General features: G+C 71.9%; 21 protein-coding genes. 9 read left to right on the forward strand and 12 right to left on the reverse strand.

The window, feature by feature from the left end:
• Positions 1-30: 30 nt before the first annotated feature.
• A complete protein-coding gene (locus BLV96_RS08385; RefSeq protein WP_244180100.1) occupies positions 31-1299 on the reverse strand; it encodes a sigma-70 family RNA polymerase sigma factor in 1269 nt (422 codons plus the stop codon).
• 284 nt (positions 1300-1583) lie between these two features.
• On the opposite strand from BLV96_RS08385, the gene BLV96_RS08390 reads away from it, so the two are divergent.
• From BLV96_RS08390 to BLV96_RS50535, 3 genes are all read left to right on the forward strand, one after another.
• A complete protein-coding gene (locus BLV96_RS08390; RefSeq protein ID WP_086674648.1) occupies positions 1584-2972 on the forward strand; it encodes an alpha/beta hydrolase domain-containing protein in 1389 nt (462 codons plus the stop codon).
• A gap of 75 nt (positions 2973-3047) precedes the next feature.
• A complete protein-coding gene (gene fadD8 / locus BLV96_RS08395; protein WP_086674647.1) occupies positions 3048-4643 on the forward strand; it encodes a fatty-acid--CoA ligase FadD8 in 1596 nt (531 codons plus the stop codon).
• A gap of 166 nt (positions 4644-4809) precedes the next feature.
• Positions 4810-4962 (forward strand): hypothetical protein, encoded by a 153-nt coding sequence (locus BLV96_RS50535; RefSeq protein ID WP_244180101.1) that lies wholly within the window; start codon positions 4810-4812, stop codon positions 4960-4962.
• Between the two features lie 45 nt (positions 4963-5007).
• On the opposite strand, the gene BLV96_RS08400 is transcribed toward BLV96_RS50535, so the two are convergent.
• Positions 5008-5847, reverse strand: coding sequence for a peptidase associated/transthyretin-like domain-containing protein (locus BLV96_RS08400; protein ID WP_086674646.1), 840 nt, complete (start codon positions 5845-5847; stop codon positions 5008-5010).
• Positions 5848-6021: 174 nt separating this feature from the next.
• On the opposite strand from BLV96_RS08400, the gene BLV96_RS08405 reads away from it, so the two are divergent.
• Together BLV96_RS08405 and BLV96_RS08410 are read left to right on the forward strand one after the other, a co-directional pair.
• On the forward strand, positions 6022-6411 hold the full coding sequence (locus tag BLV96_RS08405; RefSeq protein ID WP_086674645.1) for a nuclear transport factor 2 family protein: 390 nt from the start codon (positions 6022-6024) through the stop codon (positions 6409-6411).
• Positions 6412-6438: 27 nt separating this feature from the next.
• Positions 6439-6996, forward strand: a complete 558-nt coding sequence (locus BLV96_RS08410; RefSeq protein ID WP_086674644.1) for a PadR family transcriptional regulator — start codon at positions 6439-6441, stop codon at positions 6994-6996.
• Positions 6997-7174: 178 nt separating this feature from the next.
• Here the strand turns inward: BLV96_RS08410 and BLV96_RS08415 are convergent, their stop codons facing one another.
• Genes BLV96_RS08415 through BLV96_RS08435 form a run of 5 tightly spaced genes read right to left on the reverse strand, consistent with a single transcriptional unit; the run spans position 7175 to position 10784 of the window.
• Positions 7175-7819: a response regulator gene (locus BLV96_RS08415; protein WP_086674643.1), complete on the reverse strand. Its 645-nt coding sequence runs from the start codon at positions 7817-7819 to the stop codon at positions 7175-7177.
• Positions 7816-8931 (reverse strand): sensor histidine kinase, encoded by a 1116-nt coding sequence (locus BLV96_RS08420; protein ID WP_086674642.1) that lies wholly within the window; start codon positions 8929-8931, stop codon positions 7816-7818. Before BLV96_RS08420 ends, BLV96_RS08415 begins: the two co-directional genes overlap by 4 nt.
• Before the next feature lie 25 nt (positions 8932-8956).
• Positions 8957-9640: a hypothetical protein gene (locus BLV96_RS08425; protein WP_091388943.1), complete on the reverse strand. Its 684-nt coding sequence runs from the start codon at positions 9638-9640 to the stop codon at positions 8957-8959.
• A complete protein-coding gene (locus tag BLV96_RS08430) occupies positions 9637-10539 on the reverse strand; it encodes an ATP-binding cassette domain-containing protein (protein WP_086681965.1) in 903 nt (300 codons plus the stop codon). The genes BLV96_RS08425 and BLV96_RS08430 overlap by 4 nt, the downstream gene beginning before the upstream one ends.
• A complete protein-coding gene (locus tag BLV96_RS08435; protein WP_086681968.1) occupies positions 10536-10784 on the reverse strand; it encodes a PLD nuclease N-terminal domain-containing protein in 249 nt (82 codons plus the stop codon). Before BLV96_RS08435 ends, BLV96_RS08430 begins: the two co-directional genes overlap by 4 nt.
• 174 nt (positions 10785-10958) lie before the next feature.
• On the opposite strand from BLV96_RS08435, the gene BLV96_RS08440 reads away from it, so the two are divergent.
• The 3 genes from BLV96_RS08440 (at position 10959) to BLV96_RS49715 (ending at position 13942) form a co-directional block, all read left to right on the forward strand.
• Complete coding sequence (locus BLV96_RS08440) at positions 10959-11909, forward strand: hypothetical protein (protein ID WP_086681970.1); 951 nt, start codon at positions 10959-10961, stop codon at positions 11907-11909.
• A gap of 250 nt (positions 11910-12159) precedes the next feature.
• Entirely contained in the window at positions 12160-13356 is a 1197-nt protein-coding gene (locus BLV96_RS08445) for a hypothetical protein (protein WP_086681973.1), read from the forward strand.
• Positions 13357-13774: 418 nt separating this feature from the next.
• The gene (locus BLV96_RS49715; protein ID WP_158104218.1) at positions 13775-13942 is read left to right on the forward strand and encodes a hypothetical protein; all 168 of its coding nucleotides are present in this window, start codon (positions 13775-13777) and stop codon (positions 13940-13942) included.
• Here the strand turns inward: BLV96_RS49715 and BLV96_RS08455 are convergent.
• From BLV96_RS08455 to BLV96_RS08465, 3 genes are read right to left on the reverse strand one after another with little or no spacing between them, the layout of a single operon-like run.
• Complete coding sequence (locus BLV96_RS08455; protein WP_086681979.1) at positions 13939-15765, reverse strand: glycoside hydrolase family 35 protein; 1827 nt, start codon at positions 15763-15765, stop codon at positions 13939-13941. The two genes, BLV96_RS49715 and BLV96_RS08455, sit on opposite strands and share 4 nt — an antisense overlap.
• Positions 15762-17609: a glycoside hydrolase family 84 protein gene (locus BLV96_RS08460; protein ID WP_086681982.1), complete on the reverse strand. Its 1848-nt coding sequence runs from the start codon at positions 17607-17609 to the stop codon at positions 15762-15764. Before BLV96_RS08460 ends, BLV96_RS08455 begins: the two co-directional genes overlap by 4 nt.
• A 9-nt stretch (positions 17610-17618) precedes the next feature.
• Entirely contained in the window at positions 17619-19412 is a 1794-nt protein-coding gene (locus BLV96_RS08465; RefSeq protein ID WP_091388946.1) for an alpha-L-fucosidase, read from the reverse strand.
• A 202-nt stretch (positions 19413-19614) separates the two neighbouring features.
• Between BLV96_RS08465 and BLV96_RS08470 the strand changes: the two genes are divergently transcribed.
• Positions 19615-20406: an IclR family transcriptional regulator gene (locus BLV96_RS08470; protein WP_086682234.1), complete on the forward strand. Its 792-nt coding sequence runs from the start codon at positions 19615-19617 to the stop codon at positions 20404-20406.
• Here the strand turns inward: BLV96_RS08470 and BLV96_RS08475 are convergent.
• Both BLV96_RS08475 and BLV96_RS08480 read right to left on the reverse strand, forming a co-directional pair.
• Positions 20373-21389 (reverse strand): dihydroorotate dehydrogenase, encoded by a 1017-nt coding sequence (locus BLV96_RS08475; RefSeq protein ID WP_086682232.1) that lies wholly within the window; start codon positions 21387-21389, stop codon positions 20373-20375. The two genes, BLV96_RS08470 and BLV96_RS08475, sit on opposite strands and share 34 nt — an antisense overlap.
• Positions 21390-22751, reverse strand: a complete 1362-nt coding sequence (locus BLV96_RS08480; protein WP_091388948.1) for an MFS transporter — start codon at positions 22749-22751, stop codon at positions 21390-21392. It abuts the gene before it with no gap.
• Positions 22752-22826 lie beyond the last annotated feature (75 nt).

The raw sequence follows: 22826 nt of genomic DNA on the forward strand, positions 1-22826 counted from the left end.
CGGTCGACCCGGCCCCGTCGCGGGGCCGGGTCAGCCCTCGGGCTCCTTCGTCTTCTCCGCCTTCTTCGACTCTTTCGCGGCCGACTTCGAAGCCTGCTTCGACTCCTTCGCAGCCGACTTCGAAGCCTGCTTCGCCTCTTTCGCCGCCTGCTTGTCGTCGGTGACCGAACCGTCGGATCCGGTCGTTTCGGCCGATCCGCCGGCCGCCTCCGCGGACGACTCCGCCGTGGGCGGCACCGACGTGAGCTGCGCCCCGGAGGTGGTCCCCCGGTCGCCGCCGGCCGGTACGCCCGCCGCGGGCCGGCCCGGAACCGGTTGCGTCGTCGTGCCTTCCGCGCGGGGAGCCGACGACGACGGCGGCGCGACGTCGGACGTGCTGGCGCCGATGGTCACCGTGGTCACCAGCGCCGCGCTCGCGGCGGCCACCTTCGCCGCGGTGGCCCACGAAAGGACGGACGCGCCGGTGCCGGCGGCGGCGCCCGACGACGCACCGGTCGCGGTCGCGGTCAGCCAGTGCGTCACGACCGGGATGCCGAGGATGAGCGGGGCGACGGTCGCGGGCAGCTCGGCGTTGAGCTCTTTGAGGCCGGTGGCGAGCTTCCGGCAGTCCGCGCAGCGGTCCAGGTGGCTGGCGATCCGGTGGCCCTTGTGGTCGCCGACGCCGTCACGCACCCACCGCGCGAGCTGGCCGGAGATGACCCGGCAGTTGCGGCGCCGGGCCTCGGGGACGTGCTGGTCCAGGTAGGCCTGCCGCAAGCCTTCGCGGGCGCGGTAGGCCAGCGCGGCGACGCTGTTGGGCGTCATGCCGAGGTCTTCGGCGATCCGGGAGGGCGACTCGCCCTCGATTTCGGTGCGCCACAGCACGGTCCGCCACCGCTCCGGCAGGCTCGCGAACGCGCCCGCGGCGACGCTGCCGTGCAGCCGGCTGTCCACGGGCTCGTCGCTGCCCTCACTCGGCAGGACGTCCGGGACCTCGGCGACCAGCGACACCGCGGAATCGCGCCGGCGCCAGCTGATCATCGTGTTCCGGATCGTCGTCAGCAGGTAGGGCCGGAATTCTTCGTCCGGGCCCTCGCCGGCACGCAGGATCCGCAGTACGCGGGTGAACCCTTCGGCGATGAGGTCGTCCCGCTCCGCTTCGCCGGACGCGATCGCGGCCGCCACCCGGCGGGCCGCGACCAGGTGCCGGTCGTAGAGCCGGCCGTACGCGGCGAGATCCCCGTTGCGCACCGCCTGGATCAAGACCGCGTCGCTCGGGACGTCCGTCGTCCCGGCCACCGCCGGTGCCACCTCGGTCACCCACACCCCCTCGCCCGTGCGCTTGCACGTGCAGAACGTCCCGCGATAGTCGTCCAACGAGAGGCCCGGCGCAAGGTTTTGGCGCCGAAAGCCCATTTTCTTCCGCGGTGAGTGTCCCGCACCCCCGTCTTGTCAGGTGACTGAGCACTCCGGCGCCGGTTCGTCCCGGCCCGCTCGCCCATCGTTGCCCCGGCGCCGCCGCCCCGGTAGAGACGAAGGGCGGTGGCCACCGCATCCTCGTCCACTGTGGACGGTCGTCGTCCACCACCAGGAGGGTCTCCGAAATGCGCAGAGCCGTCTGCCTGCTGCTGGCCTTGCTCCTCCCCGCCGTCGTCGCTACCGGCGTGGCCGCGGCCGCTCCCGCGCCCACCGTCACGCCGGTGCCCGCGAACGCCGGCAAGGGCTGGCCGGTCAGCGGCGCCCAAGGCGTCCTCGACCTCGCCGCCCGCGGGTACGTCGAACAGGAATACCTGCTGTCCGGGCAGGCCGACACCTACGCGCAGGACGGCCTGTGGACCGACGACGGCCGATGGGCAACGCACGTCGCCACCACCGGAAACCCGTACACCACGCGGATGGTCGTCGTGCGGCCGGACAACCCGGCGCGGTTCAACGGCACGGTGGTGATCGAGTGGCTGAACGTCAGCTTCGGCGTCGACATCCCGGTCGACTTCTCCCAGTCGTACGAGCACTTCGTCCGCGAGGGCTACACGTACATCGGTGTGACGACGCAGAAAGCCGGGGCCGACAAGCTGAAGAGCCTCGACCCGGCCCGGTACGCCGCCGTGGACCTCAGCTCCGACGCGCTCTCCTACGACGTGTTTTCGCAGGCCGCACAGGCGGTCCGGACGCATCCGGAACTGCTCGGCGGCCGCGGCCCGGCGGTCGTCCTCGGCACCGGGCACTCGCAGTCCGCGTTGCGCCTGACCACCTATGCGAACGCTGTTCAACCAGTGCGCGGGGCCTACGACGGCCTGATGATCCACGGCCGGGCGGCCCTCGCGGCCCCGATCGGCGACGGCGTCCTCGGCCCGCTGTCCGCGCACATCCGCACCGACTTGACCGTGCCGGTGTTCGTGCTGCAGTCGGAGACCGACGTCGTCGCCTCGAACTCCGTCCGGCAGGACACCGCGCGGGTCCGCACCTGGGAGGTCGCCGGCACGGCGCACGCCGACCAGTACGGGCTCGATCTCTACAACGCGGCCAACGCCCGGGACCGGTCGATCAACGACGGCGCGCCCACGACCTGCGACAAACCCGTGAACAGCATGACGTTCCGGTACTCGGAGAACGCGGCGTTCGCGCACCTCGACCGCTGGGCCCGCGGCGGCGCGGCCCCGCCGGTGGCACCGCCGATTTCGTTGCTGCTGGGCCTGTTCATCGTTCGTGACGGCGACCAGAACGCGGTGGGCGGCATCCGCCTGCCCGACTTCGACGCCCCGGTCGCCGCCTACTCCCCCAACAACAGCGGCGGCAACGTGCCGGGGGCGTGCCTGTTGCTCGGGACGACGACACCGTTGGCGGCGGCCCGGATCCGGCAGCTCTACCCGGATCACGCCGCGTACGTCGCGAAGTTCACCGCCGCGGCGGATCGGGCGCTGCGGGCCGGGTACCTGCTCCCGGCCGACCGCGACGAAGCCGTGGCCCGCGCGCGGACGGCGCCGATCCCGTGACCCGCCCTTGCGTCAAGGCGGCCCAGGGCCTAGAACTATAACGTGTTCTAGTTCGACGGCGGGGAAGGGACTCCGATGGACGAGCAGGCGATGCGGTATCCGAACCACCTCGGGCATCTGGTCGTCTCCGCCCTGAAGCGCCACCGGGACGCGCCGGTGATGGTGCTGGGCGAGACCACGATGACCGGGGCCGGGACCGCCGCCCAGGTCAGCCAGTACGCCCAGGCCTTCGAGGAGCTCGGGGCCGGCACGGGCGCGGCGGTGGCACTGCTGTCGCTGAACCGCCCCGAGGTCCTGCTGATCATCGCGGCCGGCCAGCTGCAGGGCTCGCGGCGGACGGCGCTGCACCCGCTGGGCTCGCTCGACGACCACGCCTACATCCTCGGTGACGCGGGCATCACCACGCTGATCATCGACCCGGTGCCGATGTTCGTCGAGCGGGCGCTCGGGCTGCTCGAGAAGGTCCCCGGCCTGATGCGGGTGCTCACCATCGGGCCGGTGCCCGAGCCGCTGGCCCACGTCGGGCACGACCTCACCGCGGCCGCCGCGAAGTTCGAGCCCGGCCCGCTCGAACCCGCCGCCCTGCCGCCGGACCAGGTCGTCTCCATCACCTACACCGGCGGGACGACCGGCAAGCCCAAGGGTGTCATGGGCACCGCGCAGGCGATGGCCACGATGACGCAGATCCAGCTCGCCGAGTGGGAGTGGCCGGAGGCGCCGAAGTTCCTCATCTGCACACCGCTTTCCCACGCCGGCGCGGCGTTCTTCGCGCCGACGCTGCTGAAGGGCGGCTCACTCGTCGTCGTGCCGAAGTTCGATCCCGCCGACGTCCTGCGGATCATCGAGGAGGAGCGGATCACGGCCACCATGCTGGTGCCGACGATGCTCTACGCCCTGATGGACCACCCCGACTCGCGCACGCGCGACCTGTCGTCGCTGCAGACGGTGTACTACGGCGCCGCGTCGATCAACCCGGTGCGGCTGCGCGAGGCGATCGACCGGTTCGGGCCGATCTTCGCGCAGTACTACGGCCAGTCCGAGGCGCCGATGGCGATCAGCTACCTCGCCAAGGGCGACCACGACGACGCGCGGCTGTCCTCGTGCGGGCGCCCGTCGGCGTTCCTGCGCACGGCGTTGCTCGACGCCGACGGCAACCCGGTCGCCCCCGGCGAGCCCGGCGAGATCTGCGTGGCCGGCCCGCTGCTGGCGGGCGGCTACTGGAACCTGCCCGAGGTGACGGCCGAGACGTTCCGCGACGGCTGGCTGCACACCGGCGACGTCGCCCGCGAGGACGAGGACGGCTTCTGGTTCATCGTCGACCGCGTCAAGGACATGATCGTCACGGGCGGGTTCAACGTGTTCCCCCGCGAGGTCGAGGACGTGGTGGCCGAGCACCCGGCGATCGCGCAGGTCGGCGTGATCGGCACCCCGGACGAGAAGTGGGGCGAAGCGGTGACCGCGGTGGTGGTCCTGCGCCCGGACGCGGCCGCCGACGACGCGGCGATCGAGAAGCTGACGGGTGAGATCCAGGCGTCGGTGCGGGAGCGGAAGGGCCCGGTGCACGTGCCGAAGCAGGTGATCATCGCCGGGTCGCTGCCGATGACCGGGCTCGGGAAGCCGGACAAGAAGGCGCTGCGGGCGACGTACGAGCCCCGGCGAGCGAGCGTGTAGGGCGTTATACGGCGGTGGCCGCCGTGAGCTTGCCGGGGTTCATCATCCAGAGCGCCTGGTCGATGCCTTCGGCCGAGGCGGTCACCATCAGCGCCGCGAACAGCTCCGCCAATGTCGACAAGTCACCTTTAGACGGCCGCGTCACCGAGACCGGTGTCCGCCATCTGTGTTTTTCCCTTCCGACGTCGGCTACCTCCGTGCGAAGGTCGCGCACGAGCAGCTGATCACCGAATCGGGGCTGCCGTTCTCGATCGTGCACGCGACGCAGCTCTTCGAGTTCGTGGAGACCAAGCTGGCCGACTGGCCGGCGCGGTCGTGACACGGCCGCACGGGTGGCCGTCGCGCCACCCGTGCGGCCCGCGCGCTAGACGCCGTCGTGGTCCGGGTCGGCGTTGAGCACGATGCAGCCGACGTACCCGTCGCGTGCCTTCGTGACCTTCAGCAGCATGCTCGGCTGGTAGATGGAGTCGTTGTCGTTGAACGTGTCCCGCCCGGTGCGCTGCGCGTACGGCTGGGTCGCCAGCACCTCGGTGTTCAGCGCTTCATCGAACATCAGCTGCGTGGTGAGCGTCTTTTCGTTGCCCACGTGGACCATCACGTGGACGTGGACCGTGCGGCCGCGGTACCAGCCCGGCCAGATCGTGGTGAACTCGACGGTCCCGCGCTGGTTGGTGACCTGGGCGCCGCGCAGGTAGCGCTTGTCGTCGGTCGGCTCCAGGTCCTGGTCGCCGCCGGGCGGCGGGCCGCCGGTGGGCGGGGTCCCGGTCGGCGGCGGTCCGGTCGGCGGGGTGCCACCGCCACCGGACGCCGCCTCCGCGCCGGAGTACAGGCCGCCCGCGTCGCAGTGCCAGATCTCGACGACGGCGTGCGGGATCGGCTTGCACGTCTCGCTGTCCTGCACCTGCAGGGCGAGCCTCAGCTTCGCGCCCTGCTTGTCCTCGCGGACGTCGCTGCGGATCTTGTCCGCGTCGAAGTAGTACGGGCCCTGGGTGGTGGTGGCGGTGAGGGTGCACGTCCGCGCGCCGGTGAACAACGCGGTGAGGTCCGCGTCGGTGACCGCCTGCAGGGCGACCGTTTCGCCGGTGGAGGTGGTGACGGGACTCTTGCCCGCGCACGCCGTGACCAGCGCGCCCAGGCCGACCGAGCTCACCCCGGCGAGCAGCCGGCGCCGGCTCACCCGTTGTCCTTCGTGGTCGTGTTCCATGCGTGTCCTTCCACGGTCGGTTCGGGGGTAAAGGCCGGTTGACGGGGACCTGAGCCGGCCTTGACCCAAGGTGGCGGCCGGGCCTGTGCTCCGGCTGTGGTGAGGCTGTGGGTCGCCGAACGGTCACGGACGGGGTACGCTCATACTGAACTTTTTGACTAGGTGAGGTGTGGCATGACCAGCTTCCGGAAGGCCGTCGAGGCCCGTGACCCCGACGCCATGGCCGCGACCCTCGCGGAGAACGTCGTGTTCCGGAGCCCGGTGGCGTTCAAGCCCTACCCGGGCAAGGCGATCACCGCCGCGATCCTGCGCGGCGTGCTCCGGGTGTTCGAGGATTTCCGGTACGTGCGCGAGCTCAGCGGCGACGAAGGCCGGGACCACGCCCTCGTCTTCGAGGCCCGGATCGGCGACGCGCGCGTCGAGGGCTGCGACTTCCTGCACTTCGACGACGACGGGCTGATCGACGAGTTCACCGTGATGGTCCGGCCCCTGTCGGCGGCGCAGGCGCTGGCGGAGGCGATGGCCGCGCAGTTCGAGCAGATCCAGCGCGAAGCACTCGCATAAGTGAGTAGGTCGCTGCGCCACGCGCTGATGGCGGCGCTGCTGGAGGGCGAGGCCTCGGGGTACGACCTGGCGAAGGTGTTCGACGCGTCGGTGGCGAACTTCTGGCCGGCGACACCCCAGCAGCTCTACCGCGAACTGGACGCGATGGCGGCGGCCGGCCTGGTCCGCGCCCGCGTGGTCCACCAGGAGAAGCGCCCGGACAAGCGGCTGTTCTCCTTGACGGACGCGGGGTTCGCCGCCCTGCGCGAGTTCACGGCACGTGCCCCGCGCCCGGGCGTGATCCGCGACGAGCTGCTCGTCCAGGTCCAGGCGGTCGACGCCGGCGACGCGGCGGCGGTCCGCCGGGCGCTGGCGGAACGGATGACCCGCGCGGAGGCGAAGATCGCCCGCTACGAACGGCTGCGGGCGGGGTTGCTCGACGGCCGCTTCGAGGACGAGTACCTGGCCGGGGCCGAGCGGGTGGGACCGTACCTGACGCTGATGCGCGGGCTGGCGTTCGAGCGGGAGAACCTCCGCTGGTGCGAGCAGTCGCTGAAGGTCCTCGAACGGCGTCACGGTTTCGCATCGGACAGGCCGGACGGGTAGCGGCCGCGCTGGTCGCGGCCGTCCTCGCGTTGTGGCGGCGGGCGGTCACCGCGTGCTCGGGCGGCTCCGGTGGACCGCGTTCGCCGACGGCTTCCGGTCGGTCTTCGGGGTCGCGTTCGCGCCGGAACGGCCTTCCTCACCGTCGCGCGGCGGCGGCACGCGGGCAAGTAGCGGCGCGCTAGCTCAGGCCGGCGTCGTGGACCACGAGCGCCACCTGGGTGCGGTTCGCCGCGTCCAGCTTGGCCATGATGTGTCCGATGTGGACCTTCACGGTCGACTCGCTCACGACCAGCGCGCGAGCGATCTCCGCGTTGCTCAGCCCCTGTCCGATGTGGACGGCCACGTCGTGCTCCCGGGGCGTCAGCTCCGCCAGCCGCGCCTTCGCCCGCGCACTCCCTCCCCCGGACGCGAAATCCGTCAGCAACCGCTTCGTGATCTTCGGCGACAGCATCGCCTCGCCTCGGGCCGCGATGCGCACCGCGTTGACCAGCTCACGCGGCGGTGTGTCCTTCAGCAGGAAACCCGCCGCGCCGTGGCGCAAAGCCGCGTAGACGTACTCGTCCACGTCGAACGTCGTCAGGACCACCACCGCCGGCGCCGCCGGGTGCGTGGCGAGCCGGCGGACCACCTCGATGCCGTCCACCTTCGGCATCTGGACGTCGGTCAGCACGACGTCTGGGCGGAACCGGTCGGTCAGCTCGACCGCCCGCGCGCCGTTCGTGTCCTCGGCGACCACCTCGACGTCGCCGGCCGACTCGAGGATCATCCGGATGCCGCTCCGGACCAGCTCCTCGTCCTCCAGCAGCACGACCTTGACCGTCACTCGCCCTCCCCGACCGCGAACCTCGCCGACACCTGAAAGCGCCCGTCACCCGTCGGGCCGGCGCGCAGGTCGCCCCCGGCCAGCTCGACGCGTTCGCGCATGCCCACCAGCCCGTAGCCGGACCCCGGGACGGCGCTGCCGTGCGGGGTCAGCCGGTTGGTCACCTCGACCGCCAGCCGCTCCCCGGTGACGGCGAGCCGGACGTCGACGGCCGCGTGCGGCGCGTGCTTCCCCGCGTTGGTCAGCGACTCCTGCACCACCCGGTAGACGGCCCGGCCGACCGGGCCGGGCACCGCGGGCAGCGGGTCCGGCAGGGTCAGCTCGACCCGCGCCCCGGTCGCCGCAACCTCCGCGACCAGGTCTTCCAGCGACGCGAGCACACCGGGACCCGGGTCCGGGGCGTCGTCACGCAGCACGCGCAGGATGCCGCGCAGTTCGTCGAGCGCGGTCGCGCTGGTGGCCCGGATCGTCTCGGCGGCCTGCTCGGTCCGCTCGTCCGGCGCCCGCAGCGACAGCGCGCCCGCCTGCAACGCGACCGCGGTCACGCGGTGGGCGACGACGTCGTGCATCTCGCGGGCGATCCGCCGCCGTTCGGCGAAGACGGCCTGGTCGGCCAGCAGCGTCCGGGTCCGCTCGGCTTCCTCGGCGCGGTCGCGCAGCACGGCCAGCAGCGCCGCGCGCTGGTGCATCCACAGCCCGGCCAGCACCGGGCCGAGCACGAAGAACCCCAGCACGAGCACGACCTGGGTGAAGCTTTCCGGCGCGCTCAGCGCCGGCACCACCTTCCCGGCGACCACGGCGACGACGACCCCGAGCCCGGTCCGCCAGCTGACGCCGTGCCGCGCCGCGACGGAGTACTGCGCCACCATCAGCGGCAGCAGCGTCACGCCGGCCGGCAGGCACGCCACCGCGACCACCAGCACCAGGAACGGCCACCGGCGCCGCGCCAGCAGCGCGAGCCCGGACACGACCACCGCGGGCACGTAGAGCGCCGGGTGCGGGTCCCGCGGGTCGCCGCCGGTCAGCGTCACCGCGATCACCGCCGCGGCCACCGCGACGTCGAGCGTGAGCAGGACGACGCGCCCGTCCCACCAGCTCAGCCATCGCTTCATCGCGTCCAGGTTAGGGCGCGCCGGGTCAGCCGTCACGGCGAGCCAGGGTGAACACGGCCGCGCCCAGGGCGAGGACGACCAGGACGGCGAACACCGCCATCCCCGGCAGCGCGAAGAGCGCCGTGCCGCTGAAGGGCAGCGCGGTCACCGGCACCCGGCCGAGCGCCGCCAGGGCCGTCTCGGCCACGAACGTCCACGCCGCGAACACGCCGACGGCGAGCCCGGTGTGCCGCAGCAGCCCGCCGAGCGCGACGCCGGCGAGTCCGGAAAGGACGGTCAGCGGCAGCACCGCCGCCCCCGCCCTGCCTGCCGCCCCCGCGCCGGCAGGCAGGGCGCCTCCGCCGGTCAGCACCCCGGCGGCGGTCAGCACCACCATCAGCACCCCGCCCAGCAGCGCGAGCCCGGCGGTGACCAGGGCCCGCGCGGCGACGATCCGGGCCGGCGAGCGCAGCACCAGCCGGGTGGTCGCGAGGGTGCCGTGCTGGTGGTCGAGCCCGAACGCGGCGATCCCGATCGCCGCGATCAGCAGCGCGCCGAGCCGGTCGACCAGGCCGAACGCCGAGGTGAGCGCGTCGAGCGTGCCGAGGTCGCGGTTGAGGCCCCAGTACAGGCCGGACGCGAACTGCAGCACCCCCGCGCCGGCCAGCAGCAGCCACGTCGACCGCAGCGAGCGGGCGCGGACCCATTCGTAGGCCAGCGCGTGCTTCACGGCAGCTCAGCCCGGTGCCGGACGGCGGCCGCGGTCGCGGCGAGGAAGGCGTCCTCCAGCCCGCTTCGCCGCACGAACAGCTCTCGCACCACGACGTCCGCGCGGCCGGCGACCGCCGCCACCCGCTCGGTGTCGGCGGTCTCGACGACCAGTTCCGCGGCCTCCTGCCGCACGCGCAGCCCGTCGCGGGCCAGCGCGACCAGCAGCGCGCTGGGCCGGTCGGCGCGCACCACGACGTCGGCGTGCGCGTGCTGCCGGACGAACTCCTCCAGGGGCCCGGCCGAGACGAGCCGGCCGGCGCCGATCACGATGAGGTCGTCGGCGAGCAGCGCCATCTCGGCCAGCAGGTGCGACGACGCGAGGATCGTGCGCCCCTCCCCCGCCAGCCGCCGCAGGAGGTCCCGGATCCACCGCACGCCTTCGGGGTCGAGCCCGGTGGCCGGCTCGTCGAGGATCAGGTACTCCGGGTCGCCCAGCAGCGCGGTGGCCAGGCCGAGCCGCTGCTTCATGCCGAGGCTGAACCGGCCCGCGGGTTTCCGCGCGACGGACTCGAGGCCGACGGTCGCGAGGACCTCGCGCACCCGCTTCGCCGGCAGGCCGCCGCCCGCGGCGACCATCCGCAGGTGCGCGGCGGCCGGCCGGGCCGGGTGCACGGCGGCGGCGTCGGTGAGCACGCCGACCGTCCGCAGTGGACCCGGGACGCCCGCGTACTCCCGGCCGCCGAAGGTGGTGCGGCCGCGGCCGCGGGTCAGGCCGAGCATCAGCCGGATGGTCGTCGACTTGCCGGCGCCGTTGGGCCCGAGGAATCCGGTCACCACGCCGGGGCGGACGGTGAAGGACAGGTCCTCGACGCCGGCGCCGCCGCGGTAGGTCTTCGCGAGCCCGTCCGCGACGATCACCGGCGCGCCGGGAGGTAGGCGTCGCGACGGCCGATCGCGAACCACAGCAGACTGCCCAGGAACGGCGCGCAGAAGGCGAAGATCACCCAGACGAGCTTCATTCCGCCGGTCAGGCGCGAGCCGAGGATGCTGACCAGCGCGGCGAGGAACAGCACGGCGAAGGCCAGCAGGACGGCGCCGGTCAGGCCGAGCACGAGCCACGACCAGGTCTGTTCGTGGCCTTCGATCAGGGCGGCCGGATGCATGGGTTGTCTCCTCACGTCGGTCTCTCGCATCCAAGATCGCCGATCGCGCGCGCCCGCACATCCGATCTTCGGGGAGTCCGGGATAGGCGGAAAGTACTAGGCCGCCCGGCGGGCTTGTACGGCTCTTGTACGGCGGCCGCCGACGATCGCACCGGACATTCCGATGGAGGAACAGTGAAAACCACACTCAAGGCGGCGGTGGCCACGATCGGCCTGGGCGTCGCGCTGACCGGGTTGGCCGCGCCCGCGGCGCAGGCCGCGTCGACCTATCCCGTCACGACCACAGTGGACGGTCGGACCGTCAAGGATCCCGCCGTCGCGGTGGGCAAGCAGCGCATCGCGAACATGTACCCGGCCGGCACTTCGGTGACGCTGGCGTGCCAGGACACCGGCCCGGAGTACGGCGGCAGCAGCATCTGGGACCTGACCACCGACGGCCTGTGGGTGCCGGACGCCTACGTCAAGACCGGCTCGACGTCGATGGTCGCCCCGCAGTGCACCACCCCGCACTCCTATCCCGCCAAGGCCGATCTCAACGGCCGCGCGAAGAAGGGCGACGCCGCGGACGCGGCGGGCAGCGTGGCGGACAAGTACCTGACCGGTGCCTCGGTGCCGGTGGTCTGCCAGGCCACGGCGTCGGACGAGATCTGGGACTTCACCGGCGACAACCTGTGGGTGCCGGACGCCATGGTGAAGACCGGGACCGACGGGTTCGTCAGCGGCGTCCCGCACTGCGACACCGACGGCCTCAAGGCGGGCGGCACGGCGTACCCCGCGGACTCGCGCGCCGACAGCGCGATCGCGTTCGCCAAGGCGCGCCTGGGCCACACCGACTGGAACAACCAGTGCGAGCTGTTCGTCGAACGCTCCTTCGGCACCAGCGGCCGGTTCGCTTCGGCCACCACGCACTACCAGTGGCAGAAGGCCAACGGCCGCATCCACACCGGTTCGGTCGCCCCGGCCGGCACGGCCGTGTTCTTCACCAGCACGACCAGCAACGGGCACATCATGCTCGCGCTCGGCGGCGGCGTCGCGATCAGCACCGGCCCGTCGGTGTACCAGACGAGCACGTACGCGCAGCGCTCCGACTACCTCGGCTGGGCTTACGTGCCGTCGAGCTGGTAGCGCCGGCGTCCTCGAAGTCGATCTGCCACCCGGCGGGCACCAGGGCGCGCTCGAAGCACACGCGGTGCTCGCCGGGTCCGGGTTCGGGTTCGGGCTCCATGGCTGTGATCACAGCACGGCGCCCGGACCCCGCAGGTCTCAATGTGAGACGTCGCGAAAAGATCTTCCCTTTTTCACCGAGAAGCTGTTGCCCATTCACCCCGCCCGGTTCTACCGTGTTCCGGGCATTGATCGGACTACTGGGGGTCTCATGTCATTGCGCCACCGACTAGTGAACGCCGCCGTCGGGGCGGGCGTCCTCGCGAGCCTGGTCGCCGCGCCGCCGGCGGCCGTCGCCGCGGCCGGGCCGGCCACGCTGCCCGCGTCGCAGTACACCCTGACCGCGAACTACAACCAGTTCGACGCCGTCAATTCGGCGCTCGTCTCGACGCTCGGCACCGCGGCCGTGCACACGGTCATGGACAACGCGAACCACGACCGCACCGCGCTGCCGTCGTCGTTCTCCGTCGCCGGCCTGTCGACCGGGTTCCGGTTCGACAGCGGCGACAACTCCGACTGCACCAACTACCCGCAGGGCATCACGACCAGCCGGGACGCGGTCGGCACGGCCAACAGCGGCAACTACGACGGGCACCAGCTCGTCCTGGTCAGCTGGTACACCAAGGACGGCTGCGACGGCGGCCAGACCCGCAGCCGGATCACCCTCGCGGACTGGGACGCCACCTACCCGAACAAGTACCGCAAGGTGCTGCTGGTCGAGCCGACCGGCACGGCGGCGGCCCCGGACTTCAAGGACATCCCGATCCACGCCGGCGGCGTCTCCTGGTACGGCGACTACCTGTACGTCGCCGACAGGGGCAAGGGCATGCGGGTCTTCGACATGCGCAAGATCCTGAAGACGAACACCGGCGGCACGGCCGACCAGATCGGGCACCAGAGCGGCAGCACCTACTACGCCCACAACTACGCGTACGTCCTGCCGCAGGTGGGCACGATCACGTCGAAGACGACGTCCGGCACGAACCTCGCGTGGTCGTCGATCTCCCTCGACCGGGTGAGCAAGTCGATCGTGATGACGGAGTACACGTGCTCGTCCGGCTGCACGGACTACCCGAACCGCGCACCGCGGGCGATCCGCTACCCGTTCGCGTCTTCCGGCACGTTCGCCGCCACGACGACGGCGAGCCAGGCGCTGCAGCTGCCGTGGTACAAGCTGAACGGCGTCGCGTCCCACAACGGGCGCTGGTGGTTCAACTCGTCCGGCTCGAAGCAGCTGTACTACTGGACGCCGACGGCCGGCTCGTCGACGTTCGCGTGGGTGGGCAGCGGCGAGAGCCTGTCCTACTGGGAGGACGACACGGCCGCCGACCTGCTGTGGTCGCTGCAGGAGGGCGCGGGCAACCGCAACGTCTTCGCGGTCACCCAGGCCACCTACGGCGGTGGCTGAGGTAGCCTGACCACATCGGACGATTCGGACAACCCGGCAACCCGGGGCGGTGGCGCCGCCTCGGGTTGCTGCTTGCCGTTCTGCTGTTCCTCGGCGGGACACCGGCGGTCCAGGAGTGGTCGCCGTCACCCGACGGCCCCGCGGTCGCCGCCGCCCAGCCGCACGACGTCGTTTCGGTCCGGCCCGCGGTCCCGCGCGGCCCCGCGACCACCCCGGTCCCGTGGGCGCTCACCCCGGCCTCGTCGACGGCCGCCTCCGCACCGAGGTGGTGGCGCGCCGAACGCCCCGACGTGGCACTCCGGACCGTCGCACTCCCGACCTCGCGGTCAACCCGCGCTCCGCCTGCCTTCGCGAGCTGACTCCGTTCCACGACGCCTTGTCCGGCGCCGTGTTCACTGCTGTGCGAAGGAAACCCCCCTTGTCCGTTGTCATGTTGATCCTGCTTCTCGCCGCTGTCGCCGTGGCCGTCGGATTGATGGTGAAGATGTACCGGGACGACGAGCCGTTGCTCGGCGGACTGGGCATCTGCCTGCTCGTCGGTCCGGGCTCGGTGCTGGCGTTCCTGTACGTGGGTTTCGCCGGCTAGCCCAGGTCGGCCTCCGGGCGGAGCTCGATCGTCGTCCCGGGCTGGTGCAGCTCGAGGACGACGATCGAGTTCGTTCCCCGGCGCCACAACGGCTTCGGCGCGTACAACGTCCGCTGTGGTCCGACCTCCCAGTAGCGACCGAGGTTGAACCCGTTGAGCCAGACAACCCCCTTCTCCCACCCCGGCAACGCGATGAACCCATCCGCGGGCTCCCCCACCACCGCCGTGGCCCGGTGGAACGTCGGCCCCTCGGCCCGCACGCCCGTGAACCGCAGCCCCGACAGATCGTCCAGCGGCAGCGGGCGGATCTCCCAGCCGAACAGCTTCTGCTGCGTGCTCATCGCCACCCAGCCGTCGATACCCTTGCGGTCTGCCAGGTACGGGCCGTAGTTCACCCGGCCCATCGCGTCGACCAGGATGTCCAGCTGCGTTGTCGGCTCGGACAGGCTGAGGTCCACCGTCCCCGAGGGCTGGTTGCGGTCCAGGACCCCCAGGAACTTCCCGTCCACGAACACCGACGCCCGGTCGGCCAGGCCGTGAATGCTCAACGGTCCTGAATGCGGGCCGCGGACCGTCGTGCGGTAGTGGATCAGCCCCGTCGACTGCCCGACCCGCTCCATCGGGAGCGGCTGGGCCGAGCGGACCGGTGACGACAGCGCCGGCAGCGAGTCCAGCAACGACACCGCTTCCGGCACCGTCACGGTCTGCGGGGACAGCCGCGGGGACCGGGGCGGCGCCGGGGCTCGCACCTTCGTGTACTTCCGCAGGACCGGCTGCAACGCCGTGAACTTCGCGCCCAGATCGCCGGCCTCGCCGACCGGGGAGTCGTAGTCGTAGCTCGTCACCGTCGGCTGGTACGTCGTTCCCGACGTGTTCGCGCCCGCGGTGAAGCCGAAGTTCGTTCCGCCGCAAGCCATGTACAGGTTCACCGACGCTCCCGTGGCCAACAATGTGTCCACATAGGACGCCATCTGCGCCGGGTCGCGGGTGTTGTGCCGCTCGCCCCAGTGGTCGAACCAGCCGTCCCAGTACTCCGCCATCATGACCGGCTTGCCCGGCTGGAACTTCTTCATCGCCGCCACGCTGGGCGCGGGGTCGCCGTCGCCCGTTCCTACCTCCAAAGTCCCCGGCAGGGAGCCGAAGCGCATGAAGAACTCGGACGCGCCGTCCGCCGCGAACAGCAGGCTCGTCATGCCCCGGCCGCGCAGGCCGTCGCGCAGGTGGGCGAGGTAGCTCGTGTCGTCGCCGTAGCTGCCGTACTCGTTCTCGATCTGCGCCGCCACGATCGGGCCGCCGTGCTGGGCCTCCAAGGGCACCAGACGCGGGATCAGCTGGTCGTACCACGCGTCGACGGCCTTCAGGTACGCCGGGTCCGCGCAGCGCAGCTCCAGGTTCCGGTCCGCCAGCAGCCACGCGGGCAGGCCGCCGAACTCCCACTCCGCGCAGATGTACGGGCTGGGCCGGACGATCACCGGGAACCCGAGCTCACCCGCGAGCCGGATGAACGCGGGCAGGTCGCGCCACCCGGTGAAGTCCGCGCGGCCGGGCCGGGGCTGGTGGAAGTTCCACGGCACGTACGTCTCGATCGTGTTCAGCCCCAGCGCCTTCAGCCGCGACAGGCGGTCACGCCACTGGTCCGGGTGGATGCGGAAGTAGTGGATCGCGCCCGACACGATCTGGAACGGATTGCCGTCGAGCAAGAACTGCTCGCCGGACACGCTCAGGCCGCGCCGGCCGGCCGCGCCCGCCGGGCCGGCGAGGACCGCGCCCGCCGTGATCGCCGCCGCGCCGCCGAGGAAGGTCCGCCTGCTCACCGAGGTCATGACCGCTCCCGAAGCTGGACCAGCAGGGTGTCGAGGACGCCGTCGCCCACCAGCGCCTGGTGGATGCCCCAGCGGTTGGTGTTGCCGGTCTTGACCGCCGTCGCCCGCGTGACCAGGGTGTCGGCGGCCTCGGTGAGCCGCGAAGCGCGAGCGTGCTCACCCCGGGCAGCGGCTGCGAGGGCGTCGAGACGGGTCACCATCGCGTCGCCCCACAGCGCGGTCGCGTCCAGCCACGGGCCCGCGTCGGTGACGAACGCGCTCTGCACGCGGCCGGCGCGGATGACGCCGGCGGCGTCGCGGATCCGGACCGCGTAGGCGCGCAGGTCGTACAGCGCGCGGTGGTCCCCCGCGTTCCAGCGCTGCCAGAAGGACGCGGCCTTCGCGGCCAGGACCGGGGCCTGCGGCTGCCACGGCGTGGGCCCGAACGTCGGCGCCAGGTGCTCCAGATCGGCGAACACCGTCAACGCCGCCGTCGCGCGGGCGTCACCGCCGGCCAGCCGCGCCAGTGCCTTCGGCCACGACCGCGCAGGCGAGTAGCCGGCGTCGTTCCACGCGAAGTCCGCCGCGCCGAACTCGGCCACCTCGCTGGCCGCCTCCTGGTTCATCGGGTTCGAGACGATTCCGTTCAGGTACTTCGACAGCCCGGCTTCACGCTGGGCGTAGGGCGCGAGCAGCAGGCGTCCGGCGGACTGGCCGTAGTCGTTGACCGGGTAGTTGTCCCAGAGGAACACCTTCCGGCCGTACACAGTGGACACCTGCGCGGCTTCGCCGGTGGTGACGCTCGGCGGGACGACGTCGGTCCCGGTCCACTGCACGACCACCGACGGGTCGAGGTGCTCGCGCAGCTCGGTCTTGTACGGCGAGTCCTTCAAGTCGCTGTACTCGGTGGGCACGGTCTGCAGTGGACGGACGCCCTCGTGGGTCTTCGCGAACCGCTCGGTGATCGTGTTGAGCAGCGACACCTGGGCCTTGCCCGCCGCGGCTTGGCCGGGGGCGCCGAACGCCGTCCGGTCAGCCTCGCAGTTCCACTTCGTGTACGAGATGTCGTCGAACGGCAGCGAGAACGATCGCACGCCGAGGTCGTACACCGACTGGAACTTCGCCTCGACCGCGGCGACGTCGGCCGGCGACGAGAAGCAGATCGAGACGCCGGGCGACAGCGCGTAGGTGAACTCGACGTGGTGCGCCGCGGCCGACCGGACGAGCTGCCCGAGCGTGCCCAGCTCGTCGGCGGGATACGGGTCACGCCACCGGGCGCGCAAGTAGGTGTCGTCCTTGGCGCTGTAGATGTAGGTGTTGGCCTTGACCTCGCCGAGGAACGCGATCTGCCGCAGCCGGTCCGCGGTCGTCCACGGTGGACCGTAGAAGCCCTCGATCGCCCCACGCAGGGCCATGTTCGGCCAGTCGCGCACGGACGCGCCGCGCACCGCCCAGCCGTGCCCCTGGCGGACGAACAGCTGCCGCAGCGTCTGCACGCCGTAGTACTGACCGGCGCCGTCGCGGCCGGCGATCGTGATGCCCGAACGGGACACGCTCAGCGCGTACCCCTCGGCCTGCTCCGGGACGTCGCGACCGGCACCGCCGAGGCGGATGACCAGCCCGTGGCGGCCGGTGGTGACGCCGTGGTCGTGCAGCGAAGCTGTCAGCAGATCCGCAGCCGCCGGATCGGTGGTGGCGTCCGTGGCGAGCACGACCGACGACGGCAGCGGCACGTCCGCGGACGTCCGGCTGATCTGCTGCGGGGTGGGTGAGACGACGGGGAGCGCGCCGGTTGCGGCAGCGGATCCGGTGACGGTGAGGGTGGCGGACACCGTGACGACGGCGGCGAACAGGGCTCGGATCATGGCTCCCTTTCAGACGGCGGTGCGGTACAGCGCGAAGGTGGCCAGGTACGGCGTGGCGCGGGACTGGGTGACGACGACGCGGAAGTGCGAAGCGGTCACCGGCGCGGGCAGCGTGACCAGGCGGGTGTAGCCGATCGTGGTCACCGTGGCGAGGGTCTGCCAGGTGCCGCCGATCTCGGCCTGGACGTACGCGCCTTCGACGTGCTGGCCGCGTGTGATGTCCTCGCCGAGGCGGATCTGGTCGAACGTCACCGGCCGGGGCAGCCGCACGTCGAGCGGGCGGTCCAGGCGTTCCGCCGTGGTCAGCGAGGAGTCCGTGACCGCGCGGGGAGCGCCGACGGCGAGGTTGCGGGCCTCGGTGCGGGCGATCGCGCCGCCGAAGCCGGCCAGCGCGGCGGTGTCGGCGGGCGCGATCCGGCCGTCCGGGCCGGGTGGGACGTTGAGCAGCAGCGACGAGTTCCGCCCGACCGTGCGCCGGTAGAGGTCGACGAGCTGCGCCGCGGACTTCGGCTGTTCGGAAGGGTGGAAGAACCAGCCGGGCCGGATCGAGACGTCGGACTCGGCGGGCGCCCACTGCAGGTACCGCACCGACGGGTCCGCGAGCTTCTCGCGGGAGCCCAGATCGGCCGCGGTCGCGCCACCGAGGAACAGCTCTTCGTTGTGCGCGGTGTTCGGGTCGCCGGTCGTCGGCAGCGGGCTCCACTCGGTCTCGCGCGCCTGCCCGGCCTCGTTGCCGACCCAGCGCACGCCCGCGGGCCCGGCGAAGGTGACGGTGTCCGGCGACAGCGCGTGGATCAGCTCGAACCACGTGGTGAAGTCGTAGGTTTCGCTGATCCCGTGGTCGCGCCACGGGTTCGCCCCGTCGAGCCACAGCTCGTCGATCGGGCCGTACTGGGTGAAGAGTTCGTAGAGCTGGTTGAGGTAGTAGGCGTTGTAGTCGTCTTCGTCGACCGTGAACTCCGGCAGCTTCCCGGCGGCGAGCGCGGCCGCGCGGTCGTCGTGCGGCACCAGCGTCGGGATGGTCCGGCGGGTCACGGCACTGCCGGTGCCGTAGCGGCCTTGGCCCTGCGGCGCGCTCGCGCGGTCTTCGTAGGTGGCCTGTTCTTCGATGCTGAGCGGCTGCCCGGCCGCGACCTTGGCCTCGATCCGCCGCACCTCGTCGGCGAAGAACTGTTTCGGCAGCTCGGCGCCGTCGGCGGGCGACAGGTAGACGCCGACCTTGAGCCCGGCCGCGCGCGCCGACTCGACGTAGTCACGCAGGACGTCGGTACGCGGGTTGACGCACTCGGCCCGCGTCTGCCAGTACGCGGAGGGGTCCTGCGCGCGGTCGGCCTCGGCCGTGTCCCGGGCCGGCGCCGCGCACCACGGGCTCGCGACGACGGAGTGGTTGGTGTAGCGGGTCGGGTAGAGCACGAAACCGTCGTGGTGCTTGGCGGTGAGCATCACCTGCGTGACGCCGGCGGCCTTCAGCGAGCGCATCCACTGGGCGGTGTCGACGACCGGCGGGTCGAACACCGCCTCCTTCTCCGCACCGGAACCCCATTCGCGGTCGGTGAAGGTGTTCATCCCGAAGTGCGTGAACGCCGTGACCGGCCGCTGCTGCCAGGCGAGCTGACCTTTCCGCGGAACGACGGCGGCGGCCTTGGCGACGATCCGGCTCGGGCTGTCGCACGTCCGGACGGTCATGATGGTCGCGGGCCGGATCGGCCCGCTGCACGCGTCGGCCGCGGCGGCCGGAGAACTTGCAGGTAGCGCCACCGAAAGGGCGGCGACGGCGACGAAGACGAGAGCGCGGATCGGCATGGTGCTCCCTCGTGGCGGACCGCGGCCACGAACCCGGCGGCGGCGAGACGGGGTGGACGCTCGCCAGACTAAGTCGGTCAGCCATCGGATGTCTAGACCTGACGAAGTGACAACGAATGTCGTGGAGCGGTAACCCGATCGACGTCCGGTAGCCTGTGTTCACCATTCGAACAGCGGTACCAGACTTTCGGCGGAGGCCCTCGTGACCAAACCGACGCGGTCCCCGGACACCCGCGCCGACCAGGCGGACATCCAGGCGGTGAGCCGGGTCAGCCAGATCCTGTCGCTGTTCGAGCCGGCCACGCCCGAAGTCACCGCCGGCGAGGTCGCCGAACGGCTCGGCCTCAACCGCACGACGGCCTACCGGTACTGCACGTCCCTCGTCGCGGCCGGCCTGCTCGAGCGCAGCAACGAGGGCGGGTACGTGCCGGGCGGGCTGCTGCTGCAGCTCGGCGCGTTCGCCATCGGGCACCGCCGGGTGGTCAACCTCGCGCCGCGGCACATGCAGGCGCTCTCCCGCGCCACGCAGACCAGCGTCGTGCTCAGCCTGTGGGGCCTCACCGGCCCGGTGGTCTCGCGGGTCGAGGAGAACGCCTCGACGATCGTCATCGTGTCCGTGCGGGTGGGCAGCCACCTGCCGCTGGACACCGCGCAGAGCAAGGTCTTCCTCGCCTACCACGCCGACCAGCTGTCGATGGAACGCCTGATCGGCAACCTGTCCGGCACCGCGCGCGACGAGCTGCGCGCCGACGTCGACCGGGTCCGCGAGGCCGGGCACTGCTCGGCGATGAGCACGCCGGGGATCGTGGCCGTGGCGGCGCCGGTCTTCGACGAGTACGGCATCTGCGCGACGATCGCGATCGTGGGCCCGGACAACACGCTGTCGATGGGCGACGACACGCCCGAGCTGCGGGTCGTGGTCGACACCGCGCGCGAACTCACCCACGAGCTGGGCGGGCACTACCGGCCCGACGACCTCCAGCGCGCGGTGTAGGGCAGCCACGCCAGCGCCGGCAGCGGCGCGACGTCCGCGTACTCGCGCGTCCCGGCCAGCGCGCGGCCGATGAAGTCCTCGGTGACACCGGAGACGCCGTCGACCAGCTCCCGGAGGACGGCGGGACCGCCGGTCCACAACGCCGTCACGACTTCGACCGCGCGGGCGCCGGCGGCGAGGAACCGCAGGACGTCGGCGGGCGTGCGGGCGCCGTTCGTCCCGATCAAGGGCACGTCGAGCCGCTGGAAAGCCTTGCCCACCCAGTAAAGGCTCATCGGCAGGCACCCCGGTGAGCTCCACGCGCCCCACGACCCGAGCACCGCACCGCCGTCGAGGTCGGGCAGGAAGCCCGGATAGCGGCCGACCAGGCCGACGGCGTCGGCACCGGCCGAGCGGGCCGCGCGGGCCAGCGCGACGACGTCCGATGCCTGGCCCGGCAGCTTCACGAACAACGGGACGCCGACGGCGGCCCGCACGGTGCGCACCGCGTCGGCCACGCCGTCCGCTTCGGTCAGTTGCCGCACCGCGCGGGCCTCACGGCCGTGCGGGGCACCGATGTTCAGCTCGACCGCCGGGACCACCGACGCCAGCGCCCGGCCGATCCGCGCGGCCGCGGCCGGGTCGCCCAGGGTGATGCTGCCGACCACCGGGCACCCCCGGGACGTGCCGTACGCGACCGCCGCGGCCAGCATCGCCAGCCAGTCGTCGAGCTCGACGGCCGCGAGCCCGGACCGGTTGAGCAGTCCGTCCCCGGCCCGGGCCACCCCCGGCGGCCGCACCTCGCCGGCCGCCGAAACGAAGGCGTAGTCGGCGATGGCCAGCTGCTCGCGGGCCGCCGCGCTTTCGTTCACGGACTTGGCCACCACCGCCCCGGCGCCCGCGTCGACGCACGCGGTGATCCCTTCCAGGGTCATGGTCAGCTCGGACGAGCCGACCCACACCGGGTTGGCGGTGACCAGTCCCCCGACTTCCACACCGTCCACTCAGGACAGTTTCGGGATCGTGCTGTCGTCGGACATGTCGACGTCCTTGGTCTCCGGGCCGAGGAAGCCGCCGAGGCTGATCAGCAGGCCGGCGAGGACGATCAGGACACCCGGGGCCAGGTGCGCCGGCATGAACCCGTCGAACCGCTGCAGGTAGAACTGGTAGAACGCCGGGGCGATGAGCGCGAGGCTGTAGCCGACGCCGTAGCCGGTCGACCGGATGCTCGCCGGGAACCGCTCGGTCAGGTAGGCCGCGATCGGGCCGAACGTGCCGACGGTGAACACGCCGATCAGCACGCCGAACCCGAGCGCCGCGCCGAAGCCGCCGTCCGAAGCCATCAGCAGCGTGTACGAACCCGCGCCGAGCACGACCATCGCCAGGCCGTAGCCGATGTAGAACCGCCGTCGCCCGATGCGCTGGGACAGCATGCCGAACAGCGGGTACGAAAGCGCCGCGGACGCGTTGATCACCAGCATCGTCAGCGTGACCTCTTTGCTGGACAGCTCCAGGTGCGCCTTCAGCTGCGCCGGCGTCACGGCCGCTTCCATGTTGGTCGCGAGCCACGTGCCGGTCATCAGGATGAAGACCTGGCCCAGCGCCCGCGGGTACTTCTTCAGCAGCCGGAGGAACGGGAGCTTGTGCTTCTCGCCGGTCAGCTGGACCGGAGGTTCGTGGACCTGCTTGAGGTAGTAGCGGAACAGCACCGCGGCCAGCAGCGCGCCGACGAAGAACGGGATCCGCCAGCCCCACTGGACGTACGCGCTGTGCAGGCCGGCGGCGGGCAGCAGCTGCAGCATCAGCAGCGTGATCGCGGCGATCACCGCGTACGCGGCGGGCGAGGTCGACGTGATGATCGAAGCGTAGAGACCGCGTTTGTGCTTCGGGCTCCACTCCATCGCCAGCGGGACGGCCGTCGTGTACTCACCGCCGAGGAAGATGCCGTCGACGAACCGCAGCGCGATGAGAATGCCGACGGACCACGTCCCGATCGTCTCGTGCCCGGGCAGGCACGCGGTCAGCAGCGTGATGACGCCGAAGCCGCCGACCGCGACCAGCGTCGTGCGCTTGCGCCCGACCGTGTCGGCGAAGTGGCCGAAGATGATCGCGCCGAGCGGGCGGCCGATCAGCGTCGAGGCGAACACCAGGGACGCCAGCAGGGCCGTCGTGCTCGCACTGAGGTTCGCGGCCTGGAAGTACACGGTCGCCGGCGCCAGCACGACGATCGGCAGGTAGATGTCGAACTGGTCGACGAAGTAGGCGAGCGTTCCGCCGCGGACCGCGGCGCGCACCTTCGCGGGGTCCGGGCCGTGCGGGGTGCCGGGGCGAACGGCCGCCTCCGCGGCGTCGGGCGGTGTGGACATCGGCGTCCTCCGTTTTCGAACCTAGTGTTCACGAAGCGAACGTCAGACACTCTAAATACCGCCAACCGTGAACAC

This window comes from Amycolatopsis pretoriensis (assembly GCF_900107925.1).
Taxonomy (GTDB): domain Bacteria; phylum Actinomycetota; class Actinomycetes; order Mycobacteriales; family Pseudonocardiaceae; genus Amycolatopsis; species Amycolatopsis pretoriensis.